Origin of the sequence: Streptomyces gamaensis, assembly GCF_042656465.1 — a bacterium.
Lineage (GTDB): Bacteria > Actinomycetota > Actinomycetes > Streptomycetales > Streptomycetaceae > Streptomyces > Streptomyces gamaensis.
Map to the genome: position 1 here is coordinate 72,510 of NZ_JBHSPB010000014.1, position 21,054 is coordinate 93,563.

The window sequence follows — 21,054 nt, forward strand, 5'->3', positions numbered from 1 at the left end:
GGCCGCCTCGGCGCGGTTCAGCGCAGGCTCACGGGCTGTTCCTCCGCCGGGGCGAGGGGATCCTCCGGTCCCGCCACTCCCGCGACGGCGGCGCGCAGGTGCGGGTCGGTGATGACGCTCGGGGGGTACAGGGCGCGGGTGACGGTGCCGGGTTCGGCGTAGGCGGCGACGAGCTGGCGGACGGTCGCCGGGTCGGCGTTGACGGGGGTGCGGCGGGGGTCGCTCTCGGGGTCCTCGCCGCTGTAGTCGGGGTCGGGGTCGGAGAGGGTGGACCACATGTCCTCGGCGGCGCTGATGAGTTGGTCGAGTTCGTCGCGCACGCCGTGCCACGCGCCCTCGCGCACGGCTTCGTCGATGCGGGAGACGGTGCCGAGGAGGCTGGCGTAGTCCTCGGCCAGCTGGTCCTCCTGGGGGGACGGCTGGAGTCTGTCGGCGACTGGCTCGGTGGTGTACACGGCACCTCCACGCAAGGGGAAAGGGTAGGGCTGGGGCCGGGACGTGACGAACCCCCGCCCGGGCATCGTCGCGCGCCCCGGGTGCGGCCGCCGCCGTTCTGCGTCAGCGTGCGGCGATATATCACTCGCACGGCCGAGCACGCGCGGCCGCGGCCGCCGCCGTGGACGCGGGGCCGCCCGCGTCGGTCCAGGCAGGCGGCGCGGCGGGCTGCCGGACGGCGTCAACTCCCGTCCGCCGCCGCCCGTGCCGGGTGGCGCAGCGCCGGGTGCGCGGGCCCGGGCCGGGCGGGAGACTCGGAGCGCGGCCGCACCCGGCCGCGGTGCCCCGCCGTGCGAAGGAGGGAGCGTGCCCCACGATCCGTACCGCGCGGCCGGCCCCGGCCGGCGGGCCTTCGCCCTCGGCGCGGCCGGACTGCTGACGGCCGCCTGCTCGGGCGGCGGTGGCCGTACGTCGCCCGCCGCGCCGTCCCCCTCCGGGCTGCCGCGTACGTCCGTGTGGCGGCCGGATCCCTCCGATGTGCGGCCCGCGGTGAAGGAGCGGGCCGTGCGGCTGGTCGAGGCGCTCGGCGCCTGGCGTCCGGGCGGGGGCGGTGCGGCGGGGGCCCGGGAGCGGGTGGCGGCGCTGGGGCTGGGGCCGGCGCTGGTGGCGCAGGCCGGGGGCCTGCTGCCGGGGGCGGAGGAGGCCGCGCTGCAGGTCGACATCGCGCAGTACGGGGGCATCCTGGCCGATGCCGCCAGCGTGCTGGTGGTGTGCCGGCAGTGGACGCGCGGTGCCGGCGGCCCGGTGGCGGCGGGCGGCACCACCGTGGACGTACGGCTCGAACGGGCCGCGCCCGACTGGTCGGTGAGCGCGCTGCGTCCGGCCGCGCCGGGTCCCGCCGCCGCCTCGCTGCCCGAGGACGCCCGCAAGGTGCTCGCCGATCCCCGGATCCGGCTGCCGGTGGCCGCCGCGGCGGACGTCCGCAGCGGGGCGGTGCACGCCGGTGTGCTGCGGGCGATGCTGCGGCTCGCGGAGCGCTACCGCATGGACGTCAGCGTCGTGCGGTCCGGGCATCCGCTCGACGTGTTCGGTACGGACCGGCCCAGTGACCATCCACGCGGGCGGGCCTTCGACGTGTGGCGGATCGACGGCGCGGCGGTCGTCGACCGGGCCACGCCGCGTCCGCTGATCGAGCGGTTCATACGGGACGCGGCGGCCGCGGGCTCGTACAACGTCGGCGGGCCGGTCCTCCTTGAGGGCGGGGCGGCGGGGCAGTTCTTCTCCGACGACACCCACCACGACCATGTGCACCTCGGCTTCACGGCCTGACGCGGGCACCGCCCGCCCTTGAACGGAGGACCCTGTGACCGTCGAGTACGTCCGTTACCGCATCACCGATCCCGAGCGGCGCGCCGCCTTCGAGAAGGCGTACGCGGCCGCCGTCACCCACCTCTACGCCGCCCCGCAGTGCGTGGGCTACGAGCTCTCGCGCGGAGTGGAGGATCCGCAGCGCTACGTGCTGCGGATCGAGTGGACCTCGGTGGCCGACCACGAGCACGGCTTCCGTGCCGGACCGCACTTCCCGCCCTTCCGTGACGGGACCGCGCCCTTCGCGGACGACATCGAGGAGATGCGGCACTACGAGAGGACCCTGGTGGTCCACAAGGGCCGGCTCTGACGGCGCGCGGTGGCCGCCGTCGGAGCCGGGAGGTTCAGTCGACGCAGGGCACGCCGCCCATCTTCACGGACGGGCCCTGGAAGTCCTCCGAGGAGGCCGGGGCGGGATCGCTCGGCTTGGCGCTGTCCGGGGTGCCGGGCTTGTCCGACGGCTTCGGCTCGGGCGCGGACTGCGTGTGGTAGCCCACGCCCAGGGTGACGAGCACGTGCCCGGCCGGGACGGCGGGGTCGGGGGCCGCGCTCACCCCGAACCGTGAGGCGATCTGCTGGGCGGCCGCCTGGGAACCGCTGCCGTAGCGGACCGAAGTGGTGTGCGAGGTGGGGGCGTTGGCGATCTGGCCCGCCGTGTAGCCCAGTGAGGCCAGCGCCTTGGACTCGGCGGCGGCGCCGCCCCGGGAGCCGGAGGCGTTGTGCACGTCGACCGTGGTCCCGGCGGCGTCCGGGGGGACGGCCGGGGCGGAGGAGGACGAGTCGCCGGAGGACTGCGGCGCGGAGTCGCCCTTCTGCTTCTGCCCGATCATCGACTGCACGAGGGAGCGCACCTTCTCCACGTCGACGAGGTTGACGTCCTCGCCCTTGCGCTTGGCGAACCCGGCGATCGGCAGGGTGTGGAACTCGGCCTTGCCGCCGGTGAGGTTGGGCGCCTGCTGGGCGAAGTCCAGGATGTTCCACCGGTTGTCGAGGACGATGTCCTTCTTGACGACGTCGAACAGGCCCTGGAGCTTGCCCAGGTCGCTCCACACCCCCTCGTCCTTGAGCTTGTGCGTGACGGAGGAGAGGAACGCCTGCTGGCGGTGGGTGCGGTCGAGGTCGCCGTTGGTCAGGCCGTGCCGCTGGCGTACGAAGGCCAGTGCCTGGCGGGCGTTGAGCTCCTGCGGACCGGCCGGGAAGTCGGCGCCGGAGTAGCGGTCCTTGACGGGCTTCCTCAGACAGACCTGGACGGGCTGGACGACCTTGGCGATGTCGTAGAAGCCGAGCAGGTTGACCTCGGCGAAGTGGTCGATGGGCACGCCGAGGAAGTTCTGCACCGTGGCCAGGGTGGCCTCGCGGCCCGCCTCGCGGCTGCGGTGCTCCAGTTCGGCGCCCTTGACGCCCTGGGCGGCCAGCTTGTCCTCGGCCTCCGCCTTGGCGATGCCGTACGCCTCCTTGATCTTGTGCTCGCCGCGGCCGCCCGCGATCTCGACGTAGTCGTCGCGCGGGATCGAGAAGGCGGTGACCTTGCCGCCGTCCGCCGGGATGTGCATCAGGATCAGGGTGTTGGTGTTGTAGCCGCCGATCTCGCTGGATCCGGCGTGCAGTTCCTGCTGGACGAACTCCTTGGGCAGGTCGTTGCCGTCCATGTCCTTGCGGGAATCGAGGCCGATCAGCAGGAGGTTGACCGAGTCGTCCAGTTTGGGGGGTGCGCCCTTGCGCAGGGCGTCGAGGGCGCTGGAGGTGATCAGCCCGTTGTTGACCCAGTGGTAGGCGAACCAGCCCACGCCGCTGGTGACCATCACGGCCGCGGAGGCGAGGCAGACCGCGATCCGGGCGACGGACGCGGCGCGGTCGGGGCGCCCGGAGCGCCGGGGGGCGGGCCGCCGTCCGGCGGGCCTGCGGCCGGCCGCGCCGCGGCCGGGGGTGTCGCGGTAGGCGTCACGCATGGCCGCCCCTCCCGCCCCGCCCGGCCACCGCGCGCAGCGTCACGACGACGAGCACCGCGACCTCGGCGGCGGCCATGGCGGGGAAGCTGTCGATGGCCCAGTGCACGCCCACGGCCATCGCGCTGCCCCGGCCGTGGGCGGAGGAGCCCGCCAGCAGCTGGGCGGCGACGGCGACGACGGCGATCGCCAGGGGGGGTGCGGCGAAGGCCCACCAGGTCCTGGTCCGGGGGCAGGCCAGGGCGGCCGTCAGGGCGGCGGCGGCCGCGGCGAGGGCGAAGATCCAGCCCAGTCCGTCGCCGCTGCTCTCGTCGGCCACGGCTCCGGCCACCAGCAGCACCGCCGCCGTGAGGATCCTGGCCCCGGAGTGCGGTACCCGCTCGCGTGCGGCGGCGCGCCGTGCCGGGGTCCGGTGGGTCTCGGCGGACGGGCGCCGACCGGCTCTCTGGCCCGGTACCCGGGCCGAAGCACGCGTCGCCGGCCGGGGCTGTGCGCCCCGTCCCCACGCCTGCTCCCCCAGGGTCTCGGTCCGCCGTCCACCCATGCGCGCTCCCCATCCGTCGGGGCGGCCGCGTGCCGCGACCACCGCCTGTTGCTCAGTTGCGCAATATAGCAAGTATTACCTGAGGCTCATCCTCGCCCACGCTGCCCCCTCTTCCGGCCGCCGGGAACTCCCGTGCAATACAGGCCCGTAGACGTTTCCCCACAGAAAGGGGAACGAGCGGCAGGCCGTGAGGATCCGGGGCGGCGGAAGCCGAACTCTCGAAATCCGTTTGCCCGTCGGCGCCCCGAGGGGCACGCGGGAAACAGCGACGGCCATGGGGCGCCGCACCGTCACCGGGTGAAGTGCCCGGTGACGTCGGGCGGTTGCGGGGACTCATGGCACGTGAGGATATTCACGCGCTTTTCACGGCCGCGCACCGCGGGAGGGGAAGCCGGCGGAGCGCACGCCCGTACCGTGCGCGCAGGTCAGCTGACGTTGACGCCGAAATCGAGGGCGATGCCGCGCAGTCCGGAGGCATAACCCTGGCCGACGGCACGGAACTTCCATTCGCCACCGCGCCGGTAGAGCTCCCCGAAAATCATGGCGGTCTCGGTCGAGGCGTCCTCGGTGAGGTCGTAGCGGGCCAGTTCCCGGCCGTCGGCCCGGTCGGCCACCCGGATATAGGCGTCGCGGACCTGCCCGAAGGTCTGCCCGCGGCTCTCGGCCTCGTAGATGGAGACCGGGAAGACGATCCTTGCGACCTCGGCGGGGACCTGCGTCAGGTCGACGTGGATCGTCTCGTCGTCGCCCGCCCCGGTGCCGCCGACGAGCTCGTCACCGGTGTGCTGGACGGAGCCGTCGGGGCTGGCGAGGTTGTTGAAGAAGACGAAGTGCCGGTCGGAGAGGACCTTGCCCGAGGCCCCGCACAGCAGGGCACTGGCGTCCAGGTCGTAGTCGGCGCCCGTGGTGGTGCGCGCCTGCCAGCCCAGGCCCACCGAGACGGCCGTGAGGCCGGGCGCCTCCTTGCTCAGCGAGACGTTGCCGCCCTTGGCCAGGGTCACACTCATCGCGTTGTCTCCGTCGAGGTCGTACGCGTCACAAGGGGGTCAGTGCGCGGCCGGGCCGCCGGGGGCGGTGCTGTTCTCCTGCGCCGGGCGGGAGGAGGCCGCATCACCGGGGGCCGCCTGGATGCGGTGCACCGCCGGCGTCTCACGGGCGGGCTCCTGGCCGGTCTGCGCCGTGCTCGCGCCCTCGTCCTTCATCGCCCGGGTCTCGCTCTTGAGGATCCGCAGGGACTTGCCCAGGGCACGGGCCGTGTCCGGCAGCCGCTTGGAGCCGAAGACCACGAGCACCACGAGCGCCAGGACGAGCAGGTGCCAGGGCTCCAAACCGTTTCGCAGCCACATCGCCGACACACCTCATTCCGCTTGGATTCGCCGCGACCGCTGCCCGGCGAGGTCAGTAGCCGCCACTATACTTGCCGGATTGCGCAATCATGCGATTGTTTACCGTCTATTCGCCGTCCGCTGCGCTTCAACGGCTCCGCACGGGATGAATACCGCGCCGCGAAGGCAGCGAACAGGAACGAAGAGGACGGCGCGATCCGATGCCGCTCAGGGGCTCACCGGGTCGTATCCGTAGCGCAGCGGCTCCCCCGGCTCACGCCGGTAGACGTACAGCGCCTGCACCAGTACACCATCCGGGGCATCCTCGGCGGGACACGGGCGCACCACCTGCAGCACCATCGGCTGGCCGGCCACCCGCACCCGCAGCCCGTCCTCGGGCCCCCCGGCGAGCACCGCCGTCTCCCACCCCGCCACCGCACCCTCCCGTACGCGTCGTGCGCGCCCCGCGCCCGGCGCCTGCGAGGCGGCGCGCACGGGCAGCATGCATCAGGACGAACGAAGTGGGGCGACGCAGTAGTCATTTCAGCTATTGCGCAACTGAATAACTGTAGTGTGCCACAGCGTGACCGTTCGGAGCACCAGACAGCGTGCGGGGCTTGCACGGTACCGTGCCCGCGAGCCCCGGTACGGGAGGGCATGACCGTGGAAACCTCGCTCGTGCGCACTCCGGCCCGCGGCCCCGCGAGGCGGGCGTTCGGCCGCTCCTCGCCGCTGTGGCGGCTGGACTGGGTGCTGCTGGGCGCCGCGCTGGCGCTCGGCGGCGTCGGAGGGCTGCTGACCTGGTCGGCCACCACTCAGCGGCAGGAGGCCGTGGGCGCCGACCCCAACCTCTATCTCAAGCGGCATCTGCTCAATCTGTGCATCGGCCTCGTGCTGTGCGTGGCGATGAGCGTCGTCGACTACCGCCGGCTGCGCGGATACGCCCCCTTCATCTACGGGGCCGCGCTGCTGCTGCTCACCACGGTGATGACGCCGCTGGCGAGCACCGTCAATGGCGCGCACTCCTGGATCGTCCTCGGGGGTGGTTTCTCCCTCCAGCCCTCGGAGTTCGTCAAGCCGGCGCTGGTGATCATGCTGGCGGCGCTGCTGGCCGAGGCGCGCGACACGCACACCGCGGCCACGCCCACGTCGCGTCAGATGATGGCGGTGCTCGGTCTGTTCGCCGTGCCCGCCCTGGTGATCATCGTCAGCCACGAGCTGGGCACGAGTCTGGTGCTGGGCGCCATCACCGCCGGGCTGCTGTTCGCCTCCGGGCTGCCGGGCCGTACGCTCGCGGTCCTCGCCGCCGTGGCGGCGGTGGCCGTGGCCGCGGTCTTCTCGCTGCACCTGCTCTCCACCTACCAGCTCAACCGCTTCGCCGCGTTCGCCGATCCCCGGCTCGACCCGTCGGGCATCGGCTACAACACGCACCAGGCGCGCATCGCGATCGGTTCGGGAGGGCTGCTGGGGCAGGGGCTGTTCCAGGGCTTTCAGACCAACGGGGGGTTCGTGCCCGAGCAGCAGACCGACTTCGTCTTCACGGTGGCCGGCGAGGAGCTGGGGTTCCTCGGCGCGGGCACGCTGATCGCGCTGCTGGGTGTGGTGCTGTGGCGGGCGCTGGGCATCGCCCGGCGCGCGGGCGACATGTTCGCGACGCTGCTGGCCATCGGGATCGTGTGCTGGCTGGCCTTCCAGTCGTTCGAGAACATCGGGATGACGCTCGGCATCATGCCGGTCGCGGGTATTCCGCTGCCGTTCGTCTCCTACGGGGGGTCGTCGATGTTCGCGGTGTGCATCGCGGTCGGCATGCTCCAGTCCATTCGGATCGACTCCCGCCGCCCGCGCAGCGGTTGACCGGCTGTCGGCCTTCCGGGCGGCGGCCCGCCCGGAAGGCAGGCGCGTGAGGGCTTGACGCAACTCTGGTCCAGTCCAAGCATGTTCAGCGCTCACTCACCCCTCACGCGTATCCGAGCCTCCGGGAGTTTCCGTGCGACGAACCGGGCTTTTCCGTGCCGCGCTGACCGCCTTCGCCACCATGGCCGCCTCCGCCGGGCTGACAGCCGGCGGGGCGGGCACGGCGCGGGCCGCCGCTCCGCTGCCCCCGAGGGTCTTCGCCCCCTACTTCGAGACCTACGGCAAGGACAGCCCGGCGGCGCTGGCCGCGCGGTCGGGCGCGAAGCACCTGTCCCTGGCCTTCGTGCAGACCGAGGCGAGGGGTTCCTGCACGCCGTACTGGAACGGCGACACGGGCAAGCCCGTCTCCCCGTCCGTCTTCGGCGAGGACATCGCCGCCATCAGGGCGGGCGGCGGGGACGTCATCCCCTCCCTCGGCGGGTACGCCGCGGACCACGGCGGCACCGAACTCGCCGACAGCTGCCCGGACGTCGACCGGCTCGCGGCGGCGTACGAGAACATCGTCACGACCTACGACGTGCCCCGCCTGGACATGGACATCGAGGACAACTCCCTGACCAACAGCGAGGGGGTCGACCGCCGCAACAAGGCGATGAAGAAGGTGCAGGACTGGGCGGCGAGCACCGGCCGCAGTCTGCAGTTCTCCTACACCCTGCCGACGACGCCGCACGGCCTGGCGGACTCCGGGCTCGCGGTCCTGCGCAACGCCGCGGGCAACGGCACCCGCGTCGACGTCGTCAACATCATGACGTTCGACTACTACGACGGTGCCACGCACGACATGGCCGCCGACACCGTCGGTGCCGCCGAGGGGCTGGTCTCCCAGCTGGCACAGCTGTATCCGGCGAAGTCACCGGCCGAGTTGTGGGCCATGACCGGGGTCACCGAGATGCCGGGACTCGACGACTACGGCCCGGCGGAGACCTTCACCACCCAGGACGCGGTCAAGGTCCGCGACTGGGCGCTCGGCCGGGGCATCAACACGCTGTCGTTCTGGGCGCTGCAGCGCGACAACGGCGGCTGCCCGGGCACCAAGGGCTCCGACACCTGCTCCGGCATCCCGCAGGACACCTGGTACTTCACGCACACCTTCGCGCCGTTCACGGGCGGGAACGCGTACGGACCCGCCGGGAGCTGACGGTTCATCAGCGGCCGGGGTGGACGCGTTCCAGCGCCTCCCAGCCGCTGTCGCGCTCCCGCTCGGCGGCCTCCGCCCGGCCGCCGCCGCGCAGCCCGAACAGCCGCTTGGCGACGAGCAGATAGACCACGACGGCCAGGTTGACGACCAGGGTGAGGATCTTCGTGACGGTGATGTGGCCGGTGAGCTCGTAGATCTCGGGGACGAGCAGGACCGCGGTGGCCACGAAGGTGAGGTACTCCGCCCAGCGCCTGGCCCGCCACAGTCCGACCGCCTCGACGCCTTCGAGCAGCGCGTACGCCGCGAGCACCAGGCCGATCACCCACAGCGTGGAGGTGTGCGCGGAGAACGCCTTCTCCAGCTCGCCGAGCAGTCCGCGCCCGGAGCGGCCGCTGGGTCCGCCGACGCCGTTCTGCAGCGCGTCGACGACCCGGTAGAAGGGATCGTGCAGACGGCGCCGCTCGCCCGCGAAGACGAGGACGGCGACGGCCAGGATGCCGAGGACCACGAAGTGCACCAGGCGGTCGAGGGCGATCAGGCGCAGCACGTAGCGGTCGCGCAGCGGCCGGCCGCGCAGCGGCAGCGCGATCTCCGCGCGGCCGGGCGGGAACTCGCGTCCCGCCGCCTCGGGCGGCGGCAGGACGAGCCAGGCGTCGCAGCGCAGACAGCGGTGCCAGCGCAGCCCGTCCCACTCCCTGACGACGAGGGCGTCGGCGGGACGGACGCGGCCGGCGTCGGTGCCGACGAGCCGGTGCCCGTGCAGGCCGCACTCGATCAGCTCGTACCACACCCGGCGCCGCCGGTGCCGCACGCCGGGCGCGGGCCGGGGACCCGACTCCTCGCTCATCCGCCCTCCTCGTCCGCCGCCGGGCCCGCCGGGGGCCCCGGCCGTGCGCCCGTGAACACACCGACGTTACTGTGCGTGACCCGGGTTCCGGCGGCTTCCCGGCGGAAAAACCCTTCGCTTGAGCGGTCGTTGAGACGTACTTGACCCTGGGCGCGGGGCGGGGGCGGCGGCCCGCGGTTCAGGCCTGCTGCTCCTGCGGGGTGTGCCAGGCACCGGTCACGGCCGCGACGACGACGGAGCCGATGACGATCAGCCGGTGGGTGGCCGCGTCCAGTTGCTGGCGCTGCGCCTCCGGCAGGTGCCACTCCTCCCACCAGCCGACCTGCTCCGCCGTCTGCGGGGCGGGCTGCTCGGCCTCCCAGGCCTCGCGCAGCTGCGCCGAGAGCGGCAGCACCGCGCGCGCCTGGTCGGCGTAGGCGGTCACCAGGGCCGTCATATGGCTGACGGGCAGATACGGCTGCCACTGCTGGAGCAGGCCGTCGGTGACGGCGGCCACGTCCTCCAGCCACAGCACGTGCTGGGTCACCCAGCCCTGGGGATCGGGGTTGCGGGGCATGCCCGGGAGCAGCCGCGGTTCCACGGCGTCCCGGTGGGCGAGGAAGGTCTGCCCGAGGGTCACTTCCTGGTCGTGGGGGATCCAGGTGCGTTCCCCGAGCGCGACGGCAGCGGCTTCGACGACATCAACGGCATGGGTCATTTGATCACTTTACGGGTCCTGCCGGGGAGGACGGGAACCGGCCGGTGCTCCGCTGCCCGCTCGCGGGCAGCGGTACGCCGGCGGGCCGGGCGCCGCGCGGGCGCATGCGGGTGTATTCCGCCGGTGCCGGGCGCGGGCGCGCCGGGGGCTGGGCATCATCACCCCGTGACGAGCCTCGGCCTTCCCGACTCCATCCGTGCCTGTCTGTTCGACCTCGACGGTGTGCTCACGCGGACGGCGACCGTCCACGCGGCCGCGTGGAAGGAGATGTTCGACGGCTTCCTGCGCTCGCGGGAGGGGCCCGGTTTCCGGCCCTTCGACCCGGTCGCCGACTACGACCGCTATGTGGACGGGCTGCCCCGGGCCGACGGGGTGCGTTCCTTCCTCGCCTCGCGGGGCATCGAGCTGCCCGAGGGCGAGCCCGGCGACCCGCCGGAGAAGGACACGGTGAACGGGCTCGGCACCCGCAAGAACGAGCTGGTGCTGCGCAGGATCCGGGAGCAGGGCGTCGAGGCGTACGAGGGCTCGGTGCGCTACGTACGGGCCGCTCGCGAGGCGGGGCTGCGCCGGGCCGTGGTCTCCTCCAGCGCGAACTGCCGTGACGTGCTCGTCGCGGCGGGGATCGAGGACCTCTTCGAGGTGCGGATCGACGGCGTGGTGGCCGCCGAGCGGAAGCTGCCGGGCAAGCCGCGTCCGGACACCTTCCTGGCCGCCGCCCACGACCTGGGGGTCGACGCGGGGAGTGCGGCCGTCTTCGAGGACGCGCTGGCCGGGATGGAGGCGGGCCGGGCGGGCTCCTTCGGGTACGTGGTGGGGGTCGACCGGGTGGGCCAGGCCGAGGAGTTGCGCGCGCACGGCGCCGATGTCGTGGTCACCGGTCTGGAGCGGCTGCTGGAGGGCACGGCGTGATCACGCATCCGGCGTACGCGGTCGAGCCGTGGCTGCTGCGCGAGACCGAGCTCAATCTGGACGTGCTGCCGCAGAGCGAGTCGGTCTTCGCGCTCGCCAACGGGCACATCGGCTGGCGCGGCAATCTCGACGAGGGGGAGCCGCACGGGCTGCCCGGCTCGTACCTCAACGGCGTCTACGAGCTGCGGCCGCTGCCCTACGCCGAGGCCGGCTACGGCTATCCGGAGTCCGGGCAGACCGTCATCGACGTCACCAACGGCAAGATCATCCGGCTGCTCGTGGACGACGAGCCCTTCGACCTGCGCCACGGGCGGCTGCTGAGCCACGAGCGGGTGCTGGACTTCCGCTCCGGGGTGCTGCACCGCAGTGTGGAGTGGACGTCGCCGGCGGGGCGCACGGTCAGGGTGCGCTCGACTCGGCTGGTGTCCTTCACCCAGCGGGCGGTCGCGGCGATCGCCTTCGAAGTGGAGCCGGTCGACGCCGATGTGCGGATCGTGCTGCAGTCGGAGCTGGTCGCCAACGAGCAGTTGCCGAGGGCGGGCGGGGATCCTCGGGTCGCGGCGGTGCTGCAGAACCCGCTGGTGTCCGAGGAGCACCTCTCGCAGGAGGAAAGGCTGCTGCTGGTGCACCGCACCGAGCGCAGCGGGCTGCGGGTCGCGGTGGGCGCGGACCACCGGGTCGAGGGTGGCCGGGGTACGCGGACATACACCAAGTCCAGCGCGGATGTCGGCCGCTTCACCGTCACCTCGGAGCTGGCGCCGGGAGAGCGGCTGCGGCTGGAGAAGACGGTCTGCTACGGGTGGTCGGCGGTGCGGTCGCTGCCGGCGATGCACGATCAGGTGGACGCGGGGCTGGCCTCGGCCGCGAGCAGCGGCTGGGAGGGGCTGTGCGCCGAACAGCGCCGTTTCCTGGACGACTTCTGGGACCGGGCCGATGTGGAGGTGGACGGCGACGCGGAGATCCAGCAGGCGGTGCGGTTCGCGCTCTTCCACGTGCTGCAGGCGGGGGCCCGCGCGGAGTGCCGGCCGATCGCGGCGAAGGGCCTGACGGGGCCGGGGTACGACGGGCACTGCTTCTGGGACACCGAGATGTACGTGCTGCCCGTGCTGACGTGCACGGCGCCGGCGGCGGCCGCGCAGGCGCTGCGCTGGCGGCACGCGACGCTGCCCGCCGCCGTGCAGCGCGCCGAGCAACTGGGGCTGAAGGGGGCGGCGTTCCCCTGGCGCACCCTCAACGGCGAGGAGTGCTCGGCCTATTGGCCGGCGGGCACGGCCGCCTTCCACATCAACGCCGACATCGCGCACGCCGTGACCAACTACCTCCAGACGACCGGGGACTCGGTCTTCGAGGAGGAGGTGGGCCTGGAGCTGCTGGTCCACACGGCCCGGCTGTGGCGCTCGCTGGGCCACCACGACCATCAGGGGCGGTTCCATATCGACGGGGTGACGGGCCCGGACGAGTACAGCGCGGTCGCGGACGACAACGTCTACACCAATCTGATGGCGCAGCGGAATCTGCGGGCGGCCGCGGGCGCCGCCGAGCGCCACCGGGAGCTGGCGGCCTCGTTCGGCGTGGACGACGAGGAGACCGCGGCGTGGCGGGACGCGGCGGAGCGGATGACGCTGCCGTACGACGCGACGCTGGGGGTGCACGAGCAGTCGGCGGGCTTCACCGGGCACCAGCTGTGGGACTTCGCGGGGACGCGGGCGGAGCAGTATCCGCTGTTGCTGCACTTCCCGTACTTCGACATCTACCGCAAGCAGGTGGTCAAGCAGGCGGACCTGGTGCTGGCCATGTCGGTGCGCGGCGATGTGTTCACCGACGAGGAGAAGGCCCGGAACTTCGCCTACTACGAGCCGTTGACGGTGCGGGACTCCTCGCTGTCGGCCTGCGTGCAGGCGGTGATGGCGGCGGAGGTGGGTCATCTGCGGCTGGCCTACGACTACTTGGGCGAGGCCGCGATGATGGACCTGTCGGACCTGGAGAGCAATACGCGCGACGGGCTGCACATCGCTTCCCTCGCGGGGACCTGGATCGCGCTCGTCAACGGGTTCGGCGGGATGCGGCACGGTGACCGCAGCGTGGCGTTCGCGCCCCGGCTGCCCGAGCAGCTGGGGCGGCTGGCCTTCACGGTGCAGGTGCGCAAGCGGCTGCTGCGGGTGGAGATCACGGCGGGGACGGTGACATACACCCTGCGGGAGGGCGAGACGTTCCGGCTGGAGCACTGCGGGGAGGAGCTGACACTGGAGCCGGGTTCCCCGGTGAGCCGGCCGGTGCCGGAGCTGCCCGAGCGTCCGGAGCCCACGCAGCCGGCGGGACGACGCCCGGCGCACCGCGGCTGGACGTCACAGCGCCCGGAGCCGGAGGGGACAGGGGACTGAGGTTCTGCCGACTGCGGTCGGCGCGGCCCGGGTTCGGGCCGATCCCGGAGGGGGCGGTGCCGCACAGCACGACGGGTCGCCGACCGGGGTTGGTGCGCGCCGGATTCGGGCCGGTCCCGGACGCTGCGGGGGGCGGGTGCAGCACGGTAGGCCAGCAACTGTGGTCCGTGTGCGCCGGGTTCGCGTTCCGGGCGCGGACGGGGCGGTGCGGGCGCAGCACAATGGGGCCATGGCCGATTTCCCGATGTCCCCCGCCGCGGAGGCCGGCGCGTCCGGCCCTGGAGGCAATCCGTTGCGTGCCCTGACCCTCGATCAGCTGCGGCGGCGCACGAGCAGCAAGTGGCGCGCGTACCCGCCGGACGTCCTGCCGCTGTGGGTGGCGGAGATGGACGTGCCGCTGCCCGGTCCGGTGGTGCGGGCGCTGACCGAGGCGATCGCGCTCGGTGACACGGGTTATGCGACGGGAGAGGAGTACACGCGGGCGCTGGGCGGTTTCGCGCGGCGCCGGTGGGGCTGGGACGGGGTCGTCCCCGGGCGCACGGCACTCGTACCGGACGTGATGCACGGCGTGGTGGAGATGCTGCGGCTGGTGACGGACCCGGGGGACGCGGTCGTGGTCAACCCGCCGGTGTATCCGCCGTTCTTCGGCGCTCTCCGGCACGCGGGGCGGCGGATCGTCGAGGCACCGCTGAACGCGGCGGGCCGGATCGATCCGACGGCCGTGGAGGGCGCGTTCGCGAAGGCGGTGGCGGGCGGGCGGCGGGCCGCCTGTCTGCTGTGCAGCCCGCACAATCCGACGGGGGCGGTGCACAGCCGTGCCGAGCTGGCGGCGGTGGCGGAGCCGGCGGCCGCGTACGGGGTGCGGATGGTCGTCGACGAGATCCACGCCCCGCTCGTGCGGCCCGGGACGCGGTTCGTGCCGTATCTGTCGGTGCCGGGCACGGAGGGCGCCTTCGCCCTGCTCTCGGCGTCCAAGGCGTGGCATCTGGCCGGGGCGAAGGCGGCGCTGGCCGTCGCCGGTGCCGGGGCGGCGGACGAACTGGCGCGGCTGCCCTCGATGGTGGGCGAGGGGGCGAGTCATCTGGGGGTGATCGCGCACGTCGCGGCGCTGCGGCACGGCGAGCCCTGGCTGGACGCGCTCCTCGCGGGGATCGACGGGAACAGGAGGCTGCTGGGCGAGCTGCTGGACCGGTATCTGCCGGACGTGCGGTACGTGCCGCCGGAGGGCACCTACCTGGCGTGGCTGGACTGCCGGGCACTGGGCCTGGGCGACGACCCGGCCGCTGTCTTCCTGGAGCGCGGCCGGGTCGCGCTCAGCAGCGGCATCCCTTTCGGTACGGGCGGGGCCGGGCACGTGCGGCTGAACCTGGCGGCCTCACCGGAGGTGATCACGGAGGCGGTGCGCAGGATGGCGAAGGCGGTGGGCTGACGCGGGCTCCCGGCGAGGCGAGGGCGCCGCGGCCCGCCCGCGCCGCCCGGCAGTCGGGCGTAAAATCACGGTATGCCCATTTTTGGGAGTCTACGGCACGTTCCGTCGCCGGCCGTCGCGTCGATGGAGCAGATCGAGCCGTGCCACTGCATGTGCGCGGTGGTCCACCACGGGGTGCACGTGTGCGGTGAAGAGGCCTACCCCGGGCTGGAGTTGTCGGTGCACCTGCCCGCGAGGGGCGAGGTCCGCTTCCCGGTCTGCGAGGCGTGCCACGAGGCGGCACCCGCCCGCTGGCACCGTCACGAGCACTCCGCGACGGCCTGAGACCGCTCACGGCCGCACTGTCCTCGAACTCCTTCAAGCGTTGCGCCACTGCTCTCCGATGTAGTACTTCTTATACATGAGCGAGCAGGTGCACAACAGACTGGCGATAGTGCGGGCAGAACGGAAGGTGTCCCGCAAGCGCCTGGCCGAGGCGGTCGGCGCGCACTACCAGACGATCGGCTACATCGAGCGCGGGGACTACAACCCGAGTCTCGATCTGGCCCTGCGGATCGCCAGGTTCTTCGGGCTCCCGGTCGAGGCGCTGTTCTCGCTGGAGCCGTTCCGGCCGCTCACGGACGAGGTGTACGGGAGGACGACGTCATGACCATCAAGCAGCTTGAGCGGGCCGGCCGCTACGACCGGCGCATGTTCGAGATCATGAACCAGGGGACCGCCCGGCCGCTGTACGCGACGCGCGGACGGCGCAGGGCACTGGTCGCCGTCCACGCCACCCTGACCGCGGCCGTATTGGCGGCCGAGATCTTCTGTATCGCGGACGACCGGCCGTGGCTGCTGCTCGCCGCCACCGTGGTCCTGGTGCCGCTGTGGTGCGTGGCGATGGGCGGGATCAACGCCGCCACGCGCGGGCTGCTGGAGCTGCGCGCCCGGGTGCTGGACGAGTGGCAGATCGCCCAGCGGCAGCGCGTGCTCGCCCGCGCGCACCGCATCAGCGTGGCGGCGCTGCTCGGCGGGGTCGTGGCCCTGCTCGTGGCGGGCCGGGTGCGGGGCGCGGCGGTCTCGCTGCCGCTGCTGCCGGTCGCGGTCGTCACGCTGGTGACGTTCTGGCTGATGCCGGCCTGGACGGCGTGTCTGATGGTGCGTGACGAGGTGCCGGACGAGGAGGAGTTCGAAGCGCAGGCGGCCTGAGGGGACATGCCGCTGCCCATGCCGTGACCCGGCCGGTGGAGTCACCGGCCGGGCCTGTCCTCGTGTCACGGGCTGTCAGCGGGCCCGGACGGAGGCCATGCGCACGGAACGGTGTGTCACTTGTGGGCGGCCGCTGCCGGGTTGCCGCCCGTACACGTGACGGCGGTGCCCACCGGGTAGACGCCGTCCTTCTTCTGCTGCCCGGCCTGGTACTCGTAGTAGAGGTACGAGTAGAAGTCGATGCGCCTGCTGGGGCCGCATGCCGAGTCGGCGGCGATCTGGTAGCTGAGCTTGACGGTGCGGGTGGCGCCGGGGGTGACCGGCACGTTGTAGCGCATCGATCCGCTCTGCTTGGCGGCCACGTCGCAGGCGGAGACGTCGCCGGTGCACGAGGTGAAGGCGTACTTCAGCCCGACGTCCTGCGAGGTGTCGTAGGACGGCTGGATCGACTGGTACACGAACTGCACGTTCGTGGACTCGGTGTTGGTGAAGGTCAGTGTGAGGTTGACGGTGGATCCCGGGGTCGCCGTCTGCTTGTCGACGGTGACGGTCATGGGGACGGGGGCAGCGGCGGAGGCGGGCTGGGCGAAGCCGAGGAGCCCGGCACCGAGGGCCAGCGTCGCGGAGAGAGCGGCCCGTCTGAGTGTTGTTCTGCGCATGGCGAGGGAGCGTAGAGGGCGGGTGCGGATCCTGGCTGCAACGCGGATCAAACTCCGGCCACCTGGAGGGGGCGTGCTGTGACCTGCGTCGCTGGTGTGGGCAGGGATGCGGCTCTGGCGCACGTGAAGGAATGGCCGGGAAGTTTCGGTGATGCTCCCGTGATGCCTCTGCGAAGAACGGAAGAAACGGGGCGAACGATGCGTTCCGGTACGGTGTCCGGCTTCCCGCACCCGTCCGACGGACCGTCATCCGGGGGCGGGGCGCGGCCCGTCGGGAAGCGGGATGAGATGTTGGACCTGTTCCCGGTCCCCGCCCACGCGGGGGCCGGGCCCGTCAGCGAGCCGTCCGGCAAGAAAGGCAGCACCCCATGGCGCAACAGGTACGCGGTGTCATCGCGCGAGGCAAGGGCGAGCCCGTCCGGGTCGAGACGGTCCTGGTGCCGGACCCCGGTCCGGGCGAGGCCGTGGTCAGGGTCCAGGCGTGCGGGGTGTGCCACACCGATCTGCACTACCGGGAGGGCGGCATCAGCGACGAGTTCCCCTTCCTGCTCGGGCACGAGGCCGCGGGCGTCGTGGAGTCGGTGGGCGCCGGGGTGAGCGAGGTGGCGCCGGGCGACTTCGTGATCCTCAACTGGCGTGCGGTGTGCGGCCAGTGCCGGGCCTGCCGGCGCGGCCGCCCCTGGTACTGCTTCGCCACGCACAACGCCCGGCAGAGGATGACCCTTCAGGACGGCACCGAGCTCTCCCCCGCGCTGGGCATCGGGGCCTTCGCGGAGAAGACGCTCGTGGCCGCCGGGCAGTGCACCAAGGTCGACCCCGCCGCCGCCCCGGCGGCGGCCGGTCTGCTGGGCTGCGGCGTGATGGCCGGGCTGGGCGCCGCCCTCAACACCGGCGCGGTGGGGCGCGGCGACACCGTCGCGGTCATCGGCTGCGGCGGCGTGGGCTGCGCGGCCGTCGCGGGCGCGCGTCTCGCCGGCGCCTCGAAGATCATCGCGGTGGACCTCGCGGCGTCCAAGCTCGACCGGGCACGCGCGCTGGGGGCCACGCACACCGTCGACTCGGGCGCCACGGACGCGGTCGAGGCGATCCGCGAGGCGACCGGGGGCTTCGGCGCGGACGTCGTGATCGACGCCGTCGGCCGGCCGGAGACCTACCGGCAGGCCTTCTACGCGCGCGACCTGGCCGGCACCGTGGTCCTGGTGGGCGTGCCCACCCCGGAGATGAAGCTGGAGCTGCCGCTGCTGGACGTCTTCGGGCGCGGTGGCGCGCTCAAGTCCTCCTGGTACGGCGACTGTCTGCCGTCCCGCGACTTCCCCCTGCTCATCGACCTGTATCTGCAGGGCCGGCTCGACCTGGACGCGTTCGTCAGCGAGACCGTCGCCCTGGACGGGGTCGAGGAGGCGTTCCACCGCATGGAGCGGGGCGAGGTCCTGCGGTCGGTGGTCCTGCTGTGACGGTGCGCCCCGGCCTGCCCGGTACCGCCGAACAGGCCCGTGACAGAAGGGACATGACGGCTTAAGATCGTTTACGGCGGTTTTCGTCGCCCACCATCCGGGTGCGGTGCGCCGGGGCCGCCGGAACTGCCCTGGGAGGCATGCACAGCATGGCAGTCGAGTTGAACCACACCATCGTCCACGCCCGGGACAAGCAGGCGTCCGCCGAATTCCTGGCGAACATCATGGGCCTTGAGGTCGGCCCCCCGATGGGTCCGTTCGTCCCCGTGCAGACGGCGAACGGGGTCACCCTGGACTTCGCCACCACCGACCAGGAGAAGATCACCCCGCAGCACTACGCCTTCCTCGTCTCCGAGGAGGACTTCGACGCGATCTTCGGCCGGGTCAAGGAAGCGGGGCTGGCGTACTGCGCGGACCCGTACGGCAAGCAGCCGGGCGAGATCAACCACAACCACGGCGGGCGCGGGGTGTACTTCCCGGATCCGGACGGGCACTACCTGGAGATCCTCACCAGCCCGTACGGCAGCGGTTCCTAGCCGCGCCCCGTTCCCTCACGGACGAGAGCCCCGGGCCGCACTGCGGCGGTCCGGGGCTCCTCGCGTGCCGCCGGGCGGCCGCCCGGCACGGCAAATGGCTGGATTCGCCGGTGGACTCCCTTGCTCCCGGGCCTTCGGAGGCAGTGATTGCTGCGAGGAGGCCGGGCGCCGCCCGGGGCGAGAGGAGCGCGTGCCATGACCCACCCGCCGGCCGGGCCCGGACGGGAACCGGGGACGACCCGGTTCGACGCGATCTACGACTGCCCGGACCCCCGGCCCTACTTCACGGCGCTGCGCCCCCTTGAGTACCGCACGCCCCACCACGCGCAGGGCCTGTTCCGCCGCCTGGCCGCCCGGCTGCGGACCCTGGACGGCAGGCCGCCCGTGGTGCTGGACGTGTGCTGCTCGTACGGCGTCAACGCCGCCCTGATCAACCACGAGGTGACGCTCGACGAGCTGTACGAGCGCTACACCGGGCCCGCCACCGCCGCCCTGAGCAGCGCGGAACTCGTCGCGGCGGACCGGCGGTGGTTCGCGGACCGGCGCCGCCCCGACGCGGTGCCGGTGACCGGGCTGGACGTGGCCGCCCGCGCCGTGGCTTACGCGCGTGCGGCCGGGCTGCTGGACGCGGCGTTCGCGGAGAACCTGGAGACCGGCGCGCCCGGCCCCGGCCTGCTGCGCGCGGCGCGGCGCGCCCGGCTGATCACCGTGACGGGCGGGACGAGCTTCCTGACGGCGCGGACGCTCGCGGCACTGGTCGCCGCCGCCGGGGAGCCGCCGTGGGTGGCCGCGTTCTGGCTGCGGACCCTGCCCTACGAGCCGATCGCGCGGGCGCTGGCCGCGCACGGGCTGCGCACGGAGACCGTCGCCGCGCGTACGTACCCGCAGCGCCGGTTCACGGACGCCGAGGAGCGCGACTGGGCGCTGGCCGCCGTGGCGGCGGCGGGCGCGGACCCGCGGGGCAGGGAGTCGGAGGGCTACTACCACGCGGCGCTGCACGTGTCGCGTCCCGCGCGGGACGTGGCGGCCGTCCCCCTGGCGGAGCTGCTGGAGGACGGCTCCGGCTGACCGTGCTCAGCCCTCGCCGCGGCTGCGCCGCCAGCGCTCCCCCACGACGCCCTGGTCGGTCTCCCACCAGGGCCGGGTCAGCTCGGGTGCGGGGCGGGCGGGTTCCTCCGCCGCCGCTTGCCGCTCCGTCTGAACGGGCGCGGGAACGGTGAGCAGTTCGTGGTCCAGGGCGCGGTCGAGCGCGGCGGTCCGGGCGCGGTCGGCCCGCAGCCAGGCGACGAACACGGCGATCAGGAAGGGCAGGCCGACGAGTTCGGCGATCGAGAGCATCAGCCCGCCGCCGAGCATCTGGTCCCGCTCGGGAGCGGGACCCCAGGCGCGGTCCTGGGCGGTGTACCAGTCGCCGGCGACGAGGGTGCCGCTGGTCATCACGACGATGCCGGGCACCGCGTCGACGAGCCCGTCGACGAAGACGAGCAGGGCCCGTACGGGGTGGCTGCACCAGCGGGGCAGCAGTTCCTCGCCGGTGAGCATCGGCAGGACGAACAGGCTGCCCGCCGCGAGGAGATGGAGGTACATCAGCCGGTGCACGGTGCCGTCGCGCAGCGCGGCCGGGAAGTAGGGGGTGAAGTAGACGCACAGCTCGGTCGCGAGCACGAGCACGGTGCTGACCAGGGGGTAGGTCAGGGCGCGGACCAGGGGGCCGCGCAGGGCGCGGGCGAGGCGGTCGGCGCCGCGGGCGGGCAGGGCGCGGCGGGCCAGGGCGAGCGGGTCGCCGAGGGCGAGGCCGAGGGGGGCGATGAGGTCGAGGAGGACGTTCTGCACGGCGGCGGGCCAGAACAGGACGCGGCAGTAGACCGCGAGGAAGGACAGGGTCGCGGCCGCGACGGCCCCGAGCCCGAGGAGCGCGAACGCGGCCGTACGGGCGGCGGACCAGCGCTCCCCGCGGCGGACGAGCCGCAGCACGCCCCACGCGTACAGTCCGCCGAGGACGAGCAGCAGGGCGATGCCGAACGGGTCGGCCTGCCAGGTGCCGAGCGCGCGGGCCGGGGTCAGCGGCGGGAGCGGGTCCGGGGAGGCGAGCGGGTGGGCCGTGACGAGGTGGTGCGTGATGAGGTGGTGCGTGTCTGCCACGGCGGACGAGCGTAGGCCCTGCCCGTAGTGGATCTACGGGCAGGGCCGGGGAGTTGGGGATTCCATGGCATTGACGGGCCTGGCGTCAAAGGAGGCCCGCGTACCGGCCAACGATGCCCCATGGGCAGGCAAAGTCGCG

22 protein-coding genes and 1 pseudogene are annotated in these 21,054 nt (G+C 73.1%); 13 read left to right on the top strand and 10 right to left on the bottom strand.

The features are described 5' to 3' along the window. Positions 1-17: 17 nt before the first annotated feature. A complete protein-coding gene (locus ACFP1Z_RS22320; RefSeq protein WP_390318703.1) occupies positions 18-470 on the bottom strand; it encodes a hypothetical protein in 453 nt (150 codons plus the stop codon). Positions 471-801: 331 nt separating this feature from the next. Here ACFP1Z_RS22320 and ACFP1Z_RS22325 point away from each other — a divergent pair, with 331 nt between their 5' ends. Then, the gene (locus ACFP1Z_RS22325; protein ID WP_390318705.1) at positions 802-1,764 is read left to right on the top strand and encodes a hypothetical protein; all 963 of its coding nucleotides are present in this window, start codon (positions 802-804) and stop codon (positions 1,762-1,764) included. Positions 1,765-1,798: 34 nt separating this feature from the next. After that, on the top strand, positions 1,799-2,113 hold the full coding sequence (locus tag ACFP1Z_RS22330) for a putative quinol monooxygenase (protein ID WP_390318707.1): 315 nt from the start codon (positions 1,799-1,801) through the stop codon (positions 2,111-2,113). A 34-nt stretch (positions 2,114-2,147) separates the two neighbouring features. Here ACFP1Z_RS22330 and ACFP1Z_RS22335 read toward each other — a convergent pair whose 3' ends face one another. The 5 genes from ACFP1Z_RS22335 to ACFP1Z_RS22355 form a co-directional block, all read right to left on the bottom strand. Continuing rightward, positions 2,148-3,752: an LCP family protein gene (locus tag ACFP1Z_RS22335; protein WP_390318708.1), complete on the bottom strand. Its 1,605-nt coding sequence runs from the start codon at positions 3,750-3,752 to the stop codon at positions 2,148-2,150. Next, entirely contained in the window at positions 3,745-4,293 is a 549-nt protein-coding gene (locus tag ACFP1Z_RS22340; RefSeq protein ID WP_390318709.1) for a DUF6542 domain-containing protein, read from the bottom strand. Before ACFP1Z_RS22340 ends, ACFP1Z_RS22335 begins: the two co-directional genes overlap by 8 nt. 425 nt (positions 4,294-4,718) lie before the next feature. Continuing rightward, complete coding sequence (locus ACFP1Z_RS22345; protein ID WP_390318711.1) at positions 4,719-5,300, bottom strand: TerD family protein; 582 nt, start codon at positions 5,298-5,300, stop codon at positions 4,719-4,721. Positions 5,301-5,339: 39 nt separating this feature from the next. Continuing rightward, the gene (gene tatA / locus ACFP1Z_RS22350) at positions 5,340-5,639 is read right to left on the bottom strand and encodes a Sec-independent protein translocase subunit TatA (protein ID WP_390318713.1); all 300 of its coding nucleotides are present in this window, start codon (positions 5,637-5,639) and stop codon (positions 5,340-5,342) included. A 207-nt stretch (positions 5,640-5,846) separates the two neighbouring features. Further along, entirely contained in the window at positions 5,847-6,122 is a 276-nt protein-coding gene (locus ACFP1Z_RS22355) for a hypothetical protein (protein WP_390318714.1), read from the bottom strand. 153 nt (positions 6,123-6,275) lie between these two features. Between ACFP1Z_RS22355 and rodA the strand changes: the two genes are divergently transcribed. Continuing rightward, positions 6,276-7,472 (top strand): rod shape-determining protein RodA, encoded by a 1,197-nt coding sequence (gene rodA / locus ACFP1Z_RS22360; protein ID WP_390318715.1) that lies wholly within the window; start codon positions 6,276-6,278, stop codon positions 7,470-7,472. A 181-nt stretch (positions 7,473-7,653) separates the two neighbouring features. Beyond that, positions 7,654-8,658 (top strand): annotated as a pseudogene (locus ACFP1Z_RS22365) (chitinase); the annotation flags it as partial. A gap of 19 nt (positions 8,659-8,677) precedes the next feature. Here the strand turns inward: ACFP1Z_RS22365 and ACFP1Z_RS22370 are convergent. Then, positions 8,678-9,517: a DUF2127 domain-containing protein gene (locus ACFP1Z_RS22370; RefSeq protein WP_390318716.1), complete on the bottom strand. Its 840-nt coding sequence runs from the start codon at positions 9,515-9,517 to the stop codon at positions 8,678-8,680. 178 nt (positions 9,518-9,695) lie between these two features. Further along, positions 9,696-10,214: a hypothetical protein gene (locus ACFP1Z_RS22375; protein ID WP_390318717.1), complete on the bottom strand. Its 519-nt coding sequence runs from the start codon at positions 10,212-10,214 to the stop codon at positions 9,696-9,698. A 165-nt stretch (positions 10,215-10,379) separates the two neighbouring features. Here ACFP1Z_RS22375 and ACFP1Z_RS22380 point away from each other — a divergent pair, with 165 nt between their 5' ends. The 6 genes from ACFP1Z_RS22380 to ACFP1Z_RS22405 all read left to right on the top strand — a co-directional run bounded on the left by ACFP1Z_RS22380 (position 10,380) and on the right by ACFP1Z_RS22405 (position 16,124). Next, positions 10,380-11,123, top strand: coding sequence for an HAD family hydrolase (locus ACFP1Z_RS22380; protein ID WP_390318718.1), 744 nt, complete (start codon positions 10,380-10,382; stop codon positions 11,121-11,123). After that, on the top strand, positions 11,120-13,504 hold the full coding sequence (locus ACFP1Z_RS22385; protein ID WP_390318719.1) for a glycoside hydrolase family 65 protein: 2,385 nt from the start codon (positions 11,120-11,122) through the stop codon (positions 13,502-13,504). The genes ACFP1Z_RS22380 and ACFP1Z_RS22385 overlap by 4 nt, the downstream gene beginning before the upstream one ends. Positions 13,505-13,733: 229 nt before the next feature. Then, positions 13,734-14,933, top strand: coding sequence for a MalY/PatB family protein (locus tag ACFP1Z_RS22390; protein ID WP_390318720.1), 1,200 nt, complete (start codon positions 13,734-13,736; stop codon positions 14,931-14,933). Between the two features lie 72 nt (positions 14,934-15,005). Continuing rightward, positions 15,006-15,257: a DUF6372 family protein gene (locus ACFP1Z_RS22395; RefSeq protein ID WP_390318721.1), complete on the top strand. Its 252-nt coding sequence runs from the start codon at positions 15,006-15,008 to the stop codon at positions 15,255-15,257. 76 nt (positions 15,258-15,333) lie between these two features. Further along, a complete protein-coding gene (locus ACFP1Z_RS22400) occupies positions 15,334-15,582 on the top strand; it encodes a helix-turn-helix transcriptional regulator (protein WP_390318723.1) in 249 nt (82 codons plus the stop codon). Beyond that, positions 15,579-16,124, top strand: coding sequence for a hypothetical protein (locus tag ACFP1Z_RS22405; protein WP_390318726.1), 546 nt, complete (start codon positions 15,579-15,581; stop codon positions 16,122-16,124). Before ACFP1Z_RS22400 ends, ACFP1Z_RS22405 begins: the two co-directional genes overlap by 4 nt. Positions 16,125-16,240: 116 nt before the next feature. Here ACFP1Z_RS22405 and ACFP1Z_RS22410 read toward each other — a convergent pair whose 3' ends face one another. Then, entirely contained in the window at positions 16,241-16,783 is a 543-nt protein-coding gene (locus tag ACFP1Z_RS22410; RefSeq protein WP_390318728.1) for a COG1361 family protein, read from the bottom strand. Positions 16,784-17,151: 368 nt separating this feature from the next. Here ACFP1Z_RS22410 and ACFP1Z_RS22415 point away from each other — a divergent pair, with 368 nt between their 5' ends. The 3 genes from ACFP1Z_RS22415 (at position 17,152) to ACFP1Z_RS22425 (ending at position 19,841) form a co-directional block, all read left to right on the top strand. Further along, positions 17,152-18,237, top strand: a complete 1,086-nt coding sequence (locus ACFP1Z_RS22415) for an S-(hydroxymethyl)mycothiol dehydrogenase (protein WP_390318730.1) — start codon at positions 17,152-17,154, stop codon at positions 18,235-18,237. Positions 18,238-18,386: 149 nt separating this feature from the next. Continuing rightward, positions 18,387-18,773, top strand: a complete 387-nt coding sequence (locus ACFP1Z_RS22420) for a VOC family protein (RefSeq protein ID WP_390318872.1) — start codon at positions 18,387-18,389, stop codon at positions 18,771-18,773. Positions 18,774-18,968: 195 nt separating this feature from the next. Beyond that, complete coding sequence (locus ACFP1Z_RS22425) at positions 18,969-19,841, top strand: hypothetical protein (protein ID WP_390318732.1); 873 nt, start codon at positions 18,969-18,971, stop codon at positions 19,839-19,841. 6 nt (positions 19,842-19,847) lie between these two features. Here ACFP1Z_RS22425 and ACFP1Z_RS22430 read toward each other — a convergent pair whose 3' ends face one another. Beyond that, positions 19,848-20,894, bottom strand: coding sequence for a cytochrome c oxidase assembly protein (locus ACFP1Z_RS22430; protein ID WP_390318875.1), 1,047 nt, complete (start codon positions 20,892-20,894; stop codon positions 19,848-19,850). Between the last annotated feature and the right edge of the window lie 160 nt (positions 20,895-21,054).